Source organism: Campylobacter curvus, assembly GCF_013372125.1.
GTDB classification, from domain to species: Bacteria; Campylobacterota; Campylobacteria; order Campylobacterales; family Campylobacteraceae; genus Campylobacter_A; species Campylobacter_A curvus.
On record NZ_CP053826.1, the window covers coordinates 979,315 to 992,746 of the forward strand.

A 13,432-nucleotide genomic window follows, 5' to 3' on the forward strand; every position below is an offset into this window, starting at 1 on the left:
CAGCTTAAAAAACCATGAATTATAGCCCACAATATGCTATGGTTCGCTCCCCATGATAACGCGACCGCCACTACCGTCCCAAGTGTAAATCCTCCGATACTGCCGTTTCTCATCGTCGCTCCTTTCAAAGGTTTATTTATCAAATTTCATAAGCTCTGAATCTATCTTTTTAAGCTGTTCTTGCGCATTTGCAAGCCCTGATTTATTTGCCTCTATCACCTCCGCCGGAGCGTTGGCGACAAATTTCTCGTTTTTTAGCATGCCTTCTAGCTTTGCTATCTCTTTTTCCAGTTTAGTTTTTTGCGACCGCAGTCGCATTATCATCGCCGACATATCCACGCCTTCAAGCGGTATGAAACTTTGTAAATTTTCGCTCACATCGCTGATCGCACCATCTATCTTAGTACTCGTAAATTCGATATTTTCGCACTTTGCGAGTAGGGCGATGTAGTTTGCGGCCTCGCTTAAATTTACGTCGCCGTTAAGCTTGACATAAGCTTTTGCTATTTTTGAGTTACCAAGCTCGATCGTAGCCTTTGCGCGGCGTATGCTAACTATCGCTTCGATGACGAGCGAGAAAATTTTCTCAACCTCTAAATTTCGCTCTTTTGCCTGCGGATAGCGCGAGATCATTATGGACGCCGAGCTCTGCAAATTTGTCCCGCTAAGCTCGTGATAAAGGTATTCGCTAATAAACGGCATAAACGGGCTTAAAAGTTTCATCGTCTCTTTAAATATCGCGCCCAGTTCGGCGACACTTGCTTTGCTCGCCTTGCTTAGCTCGATACCCCAGTCGCAAAACTCATCCCATAAAAATTTATAAAGCGCATTCGCCGCGTCGTTGAAGCGATACGCGTCAATGTTCTCGCGCACCTCGCGCACGCACTCGTAAAAGCGACTTTGCATATACGCTCCAAGCGGCGTTTTGACCTCGATTTTGTCTAGATCGTCAAATTTGCTCTCATTTAAAAGCAGATATTTGCCGGCGTTGTAAAGCTTATTCGTAAAATTTCTAACCAGCTTCATTTTCTCGTCGCTTAGCTTGATGTCGCGGCCTTGCACGGCGAGTAGGGCGAGCGTGAAGCGCAAGATGTCCGCACTGTATTCCTCAATGCTATCAAGCGGATCGATGACGTTGCCAAGGCTTTTACTCATCTTTCTGCCTTGCTCGTCTTTAACCAGAGCATGCAAGTAGATGTCGTCAAACGGCAGCTTTTCTAGCGCATTTTGCCCCTGAAACATCATCCTAGCGACCCAGAAAAAGAGGATGTCAAAGCCCGTTATCAGCAGGGTATTTGGGTAAAATTCAGCTAGATCGCCCTCGAACCATTTTTCATTTTTCAGCTCCTCGCCATTGCCCCAGCCAAGCGTGCTAAAAGGCCAAAGCCCCGAGCTAAACCACGTATCAAGTACGTCTGGGTCTTGATGAAATTTCTTGCTTTTACACTTCGGGCATTCATTCGGCTCGCCTTCATCCGCCCACTCATGAGCGCACTCGTCGCAGTAAAACACCGGAATCTGATGTCCCCACCAAAGCTGACGTGAGATGCACCAGTCACGAAGTTCGCGCATCCAAGCGTTAAAGCTGTTTATCCAGTGCGGCGGGTAAAATTTAGCAAGACCCGCTGCAACGTCCTCGATGGCTTTATCGGCAATTTGTTTTTTTACGAACCACTGCTTTGAGATGTATGGCTCGACGACATTTTTACAGCGGTAGCAGTAGCCTACTTGATTATCGTAGTCTCCGATCTTTTCGACATTGCCGATCTTTTCTAGCTCGCGCACGATAGGCTCTCGTGCCGCCAGCCTTTCAAGCCCTTTAAATTTGTCGCACTGCTCGTTTAAAATGCCTTTTTCATCAAAAACGGTGATAAATTCAAGTCCATGTCTTTTGCCGACCTCGTAGTCGTTCGTATCGTGTGCAGGCGTTACTTTGACAAGCCCCGTTCCAAACTCCATATCTACGTGCTCGTCGGCGATGATCGGGATCTCGCGTCCGATGATAGGTAACACGACCTTGCGACCGATCAAATTTTTATATCGCTCGTCGTTTGGATTTACCATTACCGCCGTATCGCCGAAGTAGGTCTCCGGACGCGTCGTGGCGACTACCACATATCGGCTCGTCTCGCACGCCATCTGCGAAATATCCGCACTCGAACTGCACTGCGACGCACTCTGCGCCTTATCGTTTTGGCAAGAGCTCGAATTTTCAGCTAAATAATATCGCAAATAATAAAGCTTGCCCTTGTTTTCCTTGTGCTCGACCTCGATGTCGCTGAGCGCGCCGTCATGCGTGCACCAGTTTATCATATAGTTTTCGCGCACGATGAGACCCTTTTCATAAAGGCTCACGAAGGCTTTTTTGACCGCCTTTTTTAGCCCTTCATCCATGGTAAATCTCTGCCTGCTCCATGCAGGAGAGATGCCTAGACGGCGCATTTGATGCACTATCATGCCACCGCTTTTTTCTTTCCATTGCCAGACTTTTTTTACAAATTCCTCGCGCCCGATACTCTCTTTTGTGATACCCTGGGATAGAAGCTGCTTCTCTACGACGTTTTGAGTGGCGATACCCGCGTGATCGAGCCCCGGCTGCCAGAGGGTCTTGTAGCCGTCCATCCTTTTGTAGCGAGTCATTATGTCTTGAAGCGTGAAAGTAAGCGAATGTCCGATGTGAAGCGAGCCGGTCACGTTTGGAGGCGGCATCATGATACAAAATTTTTTATTTGGCTTTTGGATCTCTTTATTCGCGTCTATCTCGAAATATCCGCGCTCTTCCCAAATTTTATAAAATTTCTCTTCCGTTTGCTTTGCGTCGTAAAAATCAGCCACTTTCTATCCTTTTATTTGCTTTGCGCGCCGATATCTTGTGGCGTCACAATCGCGTAAAATGAAGCGATTTTACCTAAAGATTGTTTAAAATTTTCTTTTTATTTACGATATATATGCGTAGATTAGGGCGATCGCTCGCCCTAAATTTTATTTGACGCTGAAAGATTTTTGAGCTAGGTCGTAGTCGTTTTGCGTGTCGTTATACATATTTTCCGTGATGACCGCAGGTAGCGTGCATTTGCCGCTCATCACTACGCGATATGGCGTAAATAGCGTCGCTTTCTTACTTTCAAGGTTATAAAAGCTTATGACGCGGTCGTCTTTGATGCTTTGATATTCTAAATCTATATCGTTTTTAGTCTGCTCGCTTCTTGTAAAGCCACTTAAATTTTCATTTACGACCTCGAAACAAGGACTTATCATCTCGTTTATCACACCATTTCTTATAGGACTTTTTGAATTTAGCGTGATTTTAGAGTAGATGATGTCATTTACCTTGAGATTGCTTAAATTTAGCTCCTTGCCGTCTTTGTTCACGAAAATCCTATATATGTCAAGCTCTTTTGGCTCTAGCGCGTGTTTTACTTCAAGCGGAACGTAAGCCGAACTCGAGATACCGGTAAAGAGCTTGTTTTCTCCTTGCGGATCGATCTTAAATTCGCCCTTTTCGGTCGTGATATTTACGCTTAAAAGACCGTCGAATTCTTTCTGCACTCCGTCATAGCTAAGCTTAAATTTATTATTCGTCTCGTTAGCTTTTGGCTTGAAATAAGCATTCAGCGCGCGCAAAACGAAGGCTCGCTCTTGAGTGGAGCTTAGCTCGTCCATATTTGTTATCAAGAAATTCGCAAGCTCGTCAGAGTATGAATTTTGCGCAAAATGCTTTGCATGCAGATAAAGCACGAAGGCGCGGTCTCTTAGATCCGAGTGAAAATCGCTGTAAATTCTCTTTTCTTTAGACTCTTTTGCATTTAAATTTTTAAGCACATTGGAAGCTTCGTCATCAAGTCCGGCGATCTTTAGAGTAGAGGCCATCAGGTATTTGTTTAAAACGCTTGAGGCATAGAGCTTCTCGTCGTAAATTCTATTTAAAGCCGCTCTATCCAGTGCGTTGCCTCTAGCTGCGACGTAAAGGCCGTAAAGCACCTCAAACGGCGTATCGTAGCTTAAATTTGCCAGGCTTTTGACCGCTTTATCTTTGATGCTTTTTGGCACTTTGTAGCCCGCTTCGTCCAGCTCCAAAAGAACGTCGGTCGCATAGACGGAGGCAAAGATATTTACGTAGCTTAGCTCGTTCCAGTAGCCAAAGCTGCCGTTACTCTTTTGCATCTTGACTAGATCCTCAAGCCCTAGCGTGATAAATCTCTTTCTATCCTCGTCTCTGAATTTCTCTTTGACTTTCGCATTTAAAAGCGCCAAAAGGCGGCTACTTCGCTGCTCGGCGCATCCATACGGATACTCGATCAAATTTTGTGAAGCGGCGTTTAGTAGGCTTGTGACGGAATTTGAAGCGTCTATGCTGACGTTTGTAAAGCCCTTAGGCAGCTTGATATCTTTTGTCTTGCTTATGACCAGGCTCTTTGCGTAGGTGCTTATCGGATAAGGATCGACTACGTCAAGGTTCGTATAGTTTGTGAGTGTGTCGCCGTTGTTATCGAGCGTGATTTCAAAATTTGCCTTTCCGGCCTCTTTTGCGGCGATCTTTAGCGGTAAGAGTTTATTTTCAAGCGGTTTTAAATTTACTTTCGTGTCGCTGTTTAGCTCTAAATTTGGGCTTGATTTGATCGAAACGCTTAAATTTTTATCTTGATTTGTCGTGTTTATGAGCCTTAAGCTTGCATTTAGCTCATCGCCTTTTAGCATATATGCGAGCACGCTTGGCTTGATGATTACATCGTCTTTTACCAGAATTTCGCTATTTTTAGCGTCCATCTGCGTTTCATTCGAGACGATAGCGTCCACGTGGATAGCCGAGTTAAAGCCGTTTGGCGTTTTAAATTCATAGCTTGCCGTGCCGTTTGCGTCGGCTTTTAGACGTGCGGCTTTAGCAAACGTTTTTATATTTTTACTATCGACCGGACTATCGTGTTTTGCGAGTTTAGCCTCCATAGCCAGCTCTTTTGTATCACCGCCAAAGCTTAGGACTTTGCCGTCTACTTTGTAGTTTGTGAGCTTGTCGTAGATATCGTAGTCAAAGACCGAGTCTGGCAAAATTTTATTAAAAAACGCCAGAGGATTTGCCGGTACTTGCGAAGTGATGTTTAACACGCCAAGATCGACTACAAAGAGGCTGATATCGGCGTTTGGTAGCGTTTTTAGCGAAATTTTTACGTTTTGATTCGTTTTTGCCGTCTTTGGCGCGTCGATCTGCAAAGCCATCTTTCTTTCAGGTCTGTCGGCTTTTGCGTAAATTTTGCCGTGAGTTCTAAAAGGAGTCACGCCGTCATCGGCTAGGCGGTAGATGTTTGCGCCCACATACAGTCCGTTGAAGTCAAAATCAAGCTTAAATTTAGCATTTGCCGAGTTATTTTTGATACGTACGACCTTATAGGCTTTGACATCGCCATCTTCGAGCGTCACGAGCGCTAGTCCGTCCTTGATCGCCGAGCTTATATCCGCGCTTAGCTCGTCGCCTTTTTTATAGCTTTGAGCGTTTAGTTTGACTTGAGCTTTGCTAAGCTCTTTTGTCGGCATCAAAGTCGAGTAGTTCCAGCCGCTGACGTCGATATCGATGCTGGTGCTAGAGCCGCTTACTATGTCGGAGACCACGATCGTGTATGAGCCGCTTTGAGCGAAGCTGTAGTCAAACGAACCGCTATCTTTGAAAAAGTTATCCACGTCATCTAGCCTTTCATGCCATCTGACTACGCCTCTATCGTCGCTCGTGTATTCCCAGACCGAGCGCTTGACGCTAAATTTCAGGCTCAAATTTTTAGGCTCGCCGCTGATGGCGTTTAGAGCGACTGTTTTGATGTTTATCTTTTCGTTTGGTTCTACGAAGGTCTTATCAGCAAAAATTCCGACCATATTTTCGTAAGGATAGACCTTGAAAGTCTTGCTGGTACTGACATTTTTACCATCGTCATTTACGCTGAAATTTATGACGCCTTTTAGTATAGAAGGCACATCACCGTCACCCTCACCCTCTAGGCTAAGCCCGAGGATATCGCTTGCTTTGCCTTTTTCGTTGAGCTTTATTCGCCTCTCCAGGCTGGCGTATCCTTTGCCTTTTATCGTGCTGTTTTTAAATTTATAGTCTTTGTAGTTTTCGTTTTTATACTCCGAGTCAAAAAACGAGACTTCAAACGATCCCTCAAGTCCGCTGGCCGCACCGCCAAAGAGATAGCTGCTTGAAAATTCCAGCGGGATAAATTCATTAGCCTGTAAAATTTCACTTGACATGATGATCTCGTTTTTCAGTCTGGCAGGCACGAAGCTCTCGACGAAAAACGGCTCTTTCGCGAGAATTTTGTTTGCGTAGATTATGCTTAGCGTAAAGCGTCCGCTAAGCTCGCTTGAAATATTTTTGCTAAAGCTTATGACGCCAAATTCGTTCGTCTTTGCGGCAAATTCCGCGATGTCTTTGCTCTGAGGATCGGTGATCTTTAGCTTTACAGGCATATTTGCAAGTGGCTTAAAATCTCTGTCTCTTAGATATATCGCACCCTCGATGTCCTCGTTTGGACGGATGATATCGGTAGCAAAATGCGTCCAAGCATCGATCGTTTCGTTCGCATCTTTTAGCATATATCTGGCGTTTTCGTTTAGGTTCTCATCCGCGTTTATGAGGAGGAAATTTTGCTCCTTGCCCAAGGATACGACGACGGAGGAAACGTCTTTATAGATGTCTTTGCGTTTAAATTTAAAAACGCCCTCGTCGTTTGTCGCGCCCACTGCCAGCTCGTCGTTTCCATTGCTGTAAATTTTGACATTGGCGTTTGCCAGCATCATGTTTTCGCCAAGTCTGTTGGCAAATACGAAAATTTCGTTTTTACTGACCTTGGCGCTGATGGCGATATCGCTTAGATAAACGACCTTTGAGATGCTTTGATCTTTGCCGTAAGAGAGGTTTATCTTATACACTCCGTCTCCGCCGCCGGCGAAATCAAGCCTTATTTTATGCAAGGAGACTTCATTTAGCGCACCGCCAAGATCGTATTTTTTGCTCGCGACCTCTTTACTGAAAGTGCTTAGATCGTCGCTACTGGAGTTGAAATTTAGAAAATATCTATAATTTTGATCAGCCAGCTTTTCGACCGTGACCTTAAGCTCACTCACGTTTGCGCTTTTTATGCCGATCTGGCCGACGCTTGAGATATATGGCTTGTCGTTTGTAAATTCCACGAACGGAGCTAAATTGCCCATTTTTACCGTATAAACGCTATCATTTCTCACGATATTATCGCTATCACCAAAGCCTTTTTTGATCGTTATCTCGTACTCGGTTTGAGGCTTGAAATCATCGCTGATGATGTCGATGTAGTAGTAAAGATCCTTGCCTTCAGCCTGCATTTTTTCTCTTTGCTCGTATTCGATGTAGTTCAAGTCACTCATTTTGAAATTTTGAATGCCCTTGACGTGAATGAATTTCTTGAGGTTTCGATCGTCATCCATCCAGTCTTTGAGATAGATCCTGGCGGCTAGCTTCCCGCCATCAAGGCTGACTGGCTCTAAATTTTCTATAAAAAGCGTCTTTGCTTTTTCATTTTCTTTTTTAAAATTTTGCTCATTATCGTCGTTTTTGGCTTTTTGTGAGTATGTGTAGCTGTAATTTTCCTCAAATTTCGCTCCGAATTTGCTCTCAAATCCGGCAGGAATTTCAAAAGTAGGAGCGCTTAAATTTTTATCTAAATTCAGCGCGAAATCGACCTTTGACATGCTATCTACGCTAAAATTCACATCGCTTATCTTTATCTTTTTTAGCTCGGTAGCATTGACTTCGTCGTTAAATTTCAGTATGTATTTGCTGTCTGAAGCCTTAAATACCTCTTTTAGCTTGAATTCGCCGTATTCAAACTCCACGCTGTCGCCATTCATTTTGCAAGTGTAGCCCACGCCCTGGTGAAGCTGGTTCGTGTAGTAGACGAGGCTATCTTTTTTGTATTCTATTATGCCCTCCAGCTTTGGCTGGCACTCGAAAATTTTCTTTTTGTCGATCGTGCCTACGAGCTTGTCGCCCACATTTTCATTAAGCCCGAATTCTATCGTCAAAGGCGTTTTGACATCGACCTCGCCGTTAAAGTTCAAAGCGTTTAAATTTATGGCCGACAAAAAGGCTAGAAACAACCATCTACTGCGCATCCTATCTCCTTATTTTTATCTGAATTTCATTTAAATTCGAGTTCTCGTCAAGACAGCTTAAAGTATGCTCGCCGATCCCTAAAGATACGATATTCTCACTACCGCTAGGTGCGTTTTTAAACTCGCCGTCATCGACTTTTAGGTAGATCTCATCCCCCAAATATGCGTAGCATTTTAGCATAACTTTGGTTATATTACTATCGCTTAATATAGTCTCGTTCGCGTAAGGGCTGGCAAATAAAGGCTTTTTGCTCTTAAGCGTCTCAAGGCACGGGCTAGAGCTTAGCTCCTCTTTGCTCAAAAAGCCGTTTTTATACATGAAATCAAGCTCCTCGCCCCTTATGTTCGTGCATTTATCCTTTAGCCAAACGCCTGAAATTTGCTCGTCGATCTGTAAATTTTTACACTGCTCAAACTCAAACGCATCGACGCAGGTAGGTATCTTGATGATGCCATCAACACTTGTTAGAAAGTGTAAATTTCGCTTTTGAGCCATCAGCTTAAAGGCGTCGAAGATGATTTTTGACGCGTCGTTTAGTCCGGTGAGCTTGTCGGTCTTTTGAGCGTTGAAATTCCCTATCCAAACGGCTATGGTGTAGTCTTTGTCAAGTCCGATAGCGTATATATCGCGTGAGCCGTAGCTCGTGCCAGTTTTAAATGCGATGGTAGGCGTATCTTGGGCATATCGCCATACGTTTTTTAGATACGAGCGCGATGCCTCGCTCATCATTTTTGCCGTCAGATAGGCACTTTGCGGGCTTATTAGAGTGATGTTCGTGTCCTGAGCGTTTATAAATTCCCCTGCAAACTCAAGCGGCCTTAATACGCCGCCATTTGCGTAAATGCTGTAAAGATGGGCTAAATTTAAAAGGCTCATCTCACTACTTCCAAGCGCTATGCTCGCTCCGTAAAATTCCTTGCTCTCATTTACTAAATTCGCCCTATCTAAAAGCTCATAAAGCGAGTTGTCCTCGAGCTTTAGGTTTAAATTCACAGCCGGGATATTCAGGCTGAAATTTAGCGCATCTTTGGCACTCACTATGCCTAAAAAGCCGCCGCTGAAATTTCTAGGGACGTATTCGTTTATGAAAATTTCAGTGTCTATGAGCTGCGTTTTAGGCGTTATTAGCCCGCTATCAAGCGCTAGTGAAAATATAAACGGCTTTAGCGTGCTGCCGACGTTTCGTTTCATGTTTAGGGCCGAGTTTTGCCCGTCTTTGGCGCGCTCATCGTGAGAACCGACGAAGGCGACGACACTCATTTTTTCGTTGTCTATCACGACTGCAGCGGCGTTGTTTGCGTTCTTTTCGCGCAGCTTTATCATCGCGTTGTTTAATATATTCAAAAGATCGTTTTGGATTTCAAGGTCTAAATTAGTCTTAGTAAGGCCATTTTTAAATGCAACATCAGCATAGCTAGGAGCGTTGTAGGGTGCTTTTACACGAGTGTTTTTAAAAGGCTCGTTTTGAGCGCGTTTAAATGCGCTAAGATCGATGATGCCAGCCTTGTAAAGCAGCTTTACGACGCGGTTTTTTAGGCGATTGATGTCAGATTTTTTATCGAGTCGGTTTTTGTTCGGATTTTTTGGGATAGTGCTAAGAAGCGCCATTTGCGCGTAGCTAAGCTCGTTTAGCTCCCGCCCGAAGTAAAATCTAGCGGCCGCTCGCACACCCTCTATGTTGCCGCCGTATGGGGCCAGGTTGAAGTAAAAATTTAAAATTTCATCCTTGCTAAAGTGCCACTCTAGCTGCAACGCACGGAAAATTTCTTTTATCTTGTTCGTGTAGCTTCGCTCGCTTGGCTCCATCATGCGCGCTACTTGCATGCTTATAGTGCTGGCTCCGATACGGTTTTTGTGCGTGAGATTGTAAGCGGCAGCCCTCATCATCGCGAGAGGATTCACACCAAAGTGGTAGTAAAAATATTTATCCTCAAAGAGTAGGGCGCTTTGCTTTAAAATTTCGGGCACATCGTCGGTGTGAAAACGCCATATACCGTCGTTTGCTAGCTGCATCTTGATGATCTTGCCGTCTGTGTCGTATAAAATTTTGGCTTGACTTTTATTTAGTGCGCTTAAATTTAGAGGAAAAATGGCGTCCAATATCAAAAATATGACGAATAAAAGCGCTAAAAAAACGAGGGCGAATTTTAAAATTTTAAGCTTTTTCATTTTCATTGCGTGATTATAGCCAAAGTGCTCTACGTTTTAGATTTTTGTTGCAGTGTTTATTTAGTGTCGCGATAAATTTTTAATTCAAAGCATAAGCGAGAAAGCGACAACTCACTCCGCTAACATCTCGCTCACATTTAGTGTATTTTTGCCCGTTTTGACGGCATTTTGCAGTAGCTCCATGACCTGTAAAAATTTCATCTCTTTATCGTCTTTTATCATTGCGGTGGCGTTTTTGAGTGCGCGCGTAGTGGCGATTATGGTGCGAGCGTTTTCCAGCTCGATCTTTGCGCGCAGGTTTGCCTCCAGCTCACGTGCAAATAGCGCTTGGATCGCCTTTGGAAAGGTGATGTCCAAAAAGTCTACGTTTAAAATTTTAATCCCCAGCTCACTTGCTTTTTCGCCTATCACGTTTGGATCGAGTGTGAAAGTGCGTGCGGCGATCTCCTGCGCCGGCAAGGCCGAGATCACGCTTCTGGCGTAGAGTTGCACGATCGTGCGAAGTCTGTTTTCAAGATCGTCCCTGCTGAGCACTGCCATCTCGCCCGTAGCTACGATCTCGTATGTGAAAACAAATTACGCGCGAAACGCGATGTTATCTTTGCTTAAAATTTCTTGCGAGTAGACTTGCACTTCGCACGGGACGTCTGGCAGTAGCGTGACGCGGTATCGGCTAAAGTCAAAAAACCGATAAATACCGCTTTGCAGGCGCTTATAAAATTTGTTGTCTTTATATAATATGCCAAATTGTAGTGGCGGAATTTCTATTTTAGTAAACATCTCATCTCCTTAAAAATGCGTCTAAGAGGCGTTTGCGGGGGAATTTTATTCGCATGCCGCAAACGCGTTAAACGACCGAACCGAGGCCCGGATTTGAAAAAATAAGTGGCCTACACAGCGGGGAATCAAACCCCATACTGCCTCTTGCTCCGCGATATGCCTATTTTGCAAGTGACAGCAAAATGTTTTAAATAGGCGGCGGTTGAGCCGATTATATTAAAATTTGCCTAAATCCAAACAAAATTTGACATTATTTGCTTTAAGCCCTTTTGGGTATAATTTCCACTTTTTATAGAGGAGATCATGCCACTTTCACGTCTAAATAAAGAACAATACACCGCCGCGACCGCTCCAGCAGGGCACAATCTAATCATCGCCTCCGCAGGCACGGGCAAAACGAGCACCATCGTCGCTCGCATCGCACATTTGTTAAATTTAGGAGTCGATGCCAAGCGAATTTTACTTCTTACATTTACTAACAAGGCCGCAGCCGAGATGATCGAGCGGCTAAATCGCTATTTTGATAAAAAGATCACCGCCAAGATCACTGCCGGCACATTTCACTCGGTCTCTTATAGCCTACTTAAAGAGCTAGGCAAGGGCGTGGTTTTAAAGCAGCCAAGCGAGCTTAAAATTTTACTTAAAAGCCTCGTTGAAAGGCGTAAATTTCATCATCTAAGCGACGTCAAGCCTTACGGCGGGGCATATCTTTACGATCTTTACTCGCTCTATCAAAATAGCGTGAGCGACGTCAGTTTTGCCGATTGGCTAAAGCTAAAGAGCGAAGAGCAGGGCGTTTATGCTGAAATTTACGAGGACATTTTAAACGAATTCGAGAGTGAGAAGGCGAAATTTGGCTACGCGGACTTTAACGACCTTCTTATCAAGATGCGAGACGAGCTAAAAAACGGCGCGCCGCTTGATTACGATGAAATTTTGATCGACGAATATCAAGATACGAATACGCTTCAAGGCAGCCTCATCAGTGCGTTTAAGACAAAAAGTCTATTTTGCGTCGGGGATTTTGATCAAAGCATTTACGCATTTAATGGCGCAAATATCGAGATCATCGGCTCGTTTAAAGATCGCTTTAAAGACGCTAACATCTACGCGCTAAATGTCAATTACCGCAGCAGCTCGAGTATTTTAGCGCTCGCAAACAAGGTCATAGCAAACAACCCGCGCCTTTACGAGAAGCACCTAAGCGTCAGCAGAGAGGGGAAATTTAAAGCCCCGACTCTGCTTGTTTATAACGAGCTTTTCGAGCAATACTCCGCGATTGCCGACATCATCTCGCTCTCACCGTTTCCGCGCGAAAATATCGCCGTCATCTTTCGCAACAACTCCTCGGCAGACGGTATCGAGGTCGCGCTAAAAGAGCGTGGTATCAGCTCAAAGCGAAAAGGCGGCGTGAGCTTTTTTGAGAGTCGCGAGATAAAGGCGCTCGTGGATATCATGGGTATCTTTATAAACCCAAAAGACATCATGGCGTTCATCCATATCTGCGAGTACGCAAAGGGCGTAGGTAGCGCGCTTAGCAAGGAAATTTTCGACGCTTTGGTCAAGCTAGGACACGGAAATTTGATCGAAGGGCTTTTAAATCCGGACGAAAACGTCAGTATCGCCTCGATAAAAAGGCATAATTATCAGCTTGGGTTGTTTGACGATCTTGATGAATTTGCCGATGTTTCGAGGTTTAAAGAGCTGAAATTTAGCGACAGGTTTTTAGCGCATCCGATACTAAAAATGCAAAAATTAAGCGAGGGCGGGGCGCTATTTTTATATGAAATTTACAACTTTTTAAAGAGTGCTAGACGCCTAGTAAGGCCAAATTCACTCATAAACGAGATAAGAGACAGTAAAATTTACGAGCTGATAGTAGAAAATTTAAGCATCAAGCGCGCGACGCTAAAAAACGGGAACGTCGATCCTGCTATAAAGAAGGAGGCTCGCGAACGCATAATGCGAAAATCTATCGTCCTTAGCGAGCTTAGCAAAAACTATAACGATGTCGAGAAATTTTACAACTTCATCACGCTCGGAAGTAACGAGATGAGAGAGGGCGAGGGGGTGAGCCTGCTTAGCGTACATGCGAGCAAGGGGTTAGAGTTCGATCAAGTATTCATCGTCGATCTGGCGCAAAATCGCTTTCCGAATTTAAAGCTCATGAGTATGGGCGGCAGTCTGGAGGAGGAGCGGCGGCTCTTTTACGTCGCGGTGACTAGGGCGCGTGACGAGCTTTATCTAAGCTATGCTAAATTTGACAAGATCAAAAAGATCACCTATCAGCCAAGCTGTTTTTTGATCGAGGCGGGGATGGCTAGTGCAGGAATTTAGAAGCTTGGA

General features: G+C 44.5%; 6 protein-coding genes. 1 reads left to right on the forward strand and 5 read right to left on the reverse strand.

What is annotated here, in order from left to right; all coding sequences use genetic code 11:
• Positions 1-132: 132 nt before the first annotated feature.
• The 5 genes from CCVT_RS04755 to CCVT_RS04775 all read right to left on the reverse strand — a co-directional run bounded on the left by CCVT_RS04755 (position 133) and on the right by CCVT_RS04775 (position 11,086).
• A complete protein-coding gene (locus tag CCVT_RS04755) occupies positions 133-2,835 on the reverse strand; it encodes a valine--tRNA ligase (RefSeq protein ID WP_018136279.1) in 2,703 nt (900 codons plus the stop codon).
• Positions 2,836-2,982: 147 nt separating this feature from the next.
• Positions 2,983-8,136, reverse strand: coding sequence for an alpha-2-macroglobulin family protein (locus tag CCVT_RS04760; RefSeq protein WP_018136280.1), 5,154 nt, complete (start codon positions 8,134-8,136; stop codon positions 2,983-2,985).
• A 1-nt stretch (position 8,137) separates the two neighbouring features.
• Entirely contained in the window at positions 8,138-10,312 is a 2,175-nt protein-coding gene (gene pbpC, locus CCVT_RS04765) for a penicillin-binding protein 1C (protein WP_018136281.1), read from the reverse strand.
• A 105-nt stretch (positions 10,313-10,417) separates the two neighbouring features.
• Positions 10,418-10,846 (reverse strand): SPFH domain-containing protein, encoded by a 429-nt coding sequence (locus CCVT_RS04770; RefSeq protein ID WP_018136282.1) that lies wholly within the window; start codon positions 10,844-10,846, stop codon positions 10,418-10,420.
• A 36-nt stretch (positions 10,847-10,882) separates the two neighbouring features.
• Positions 10,883-11,086, reverse strand: coding sequence for an SPFH domain-containing protein (locus CCVT_RS04775; RefSeq protein ID WP_018136283.1), 204 nt, complete (start codon positions 11,084-11,086; stop codon positions 10,883-10,885).
• A gap of 303 nt (positions 11,087-11,389) precedes the next feature.
• On the opposite strand from CCVT_RS04775, the gene CCVT_RS04780 reads away from it, so the two are divergent.
• Positions 11,390-13,423, forward strand: coding sequence for an ATP-dependent helicase (locus CCVT_RS04780; protein ID WP_018136284.1), 2,034 nt, complete (start codon positions 11,390-11,392; stop codon positions 13,421-13,423).
• Positions 13,424-13,432: the final 9 nt, after the last annotated feature.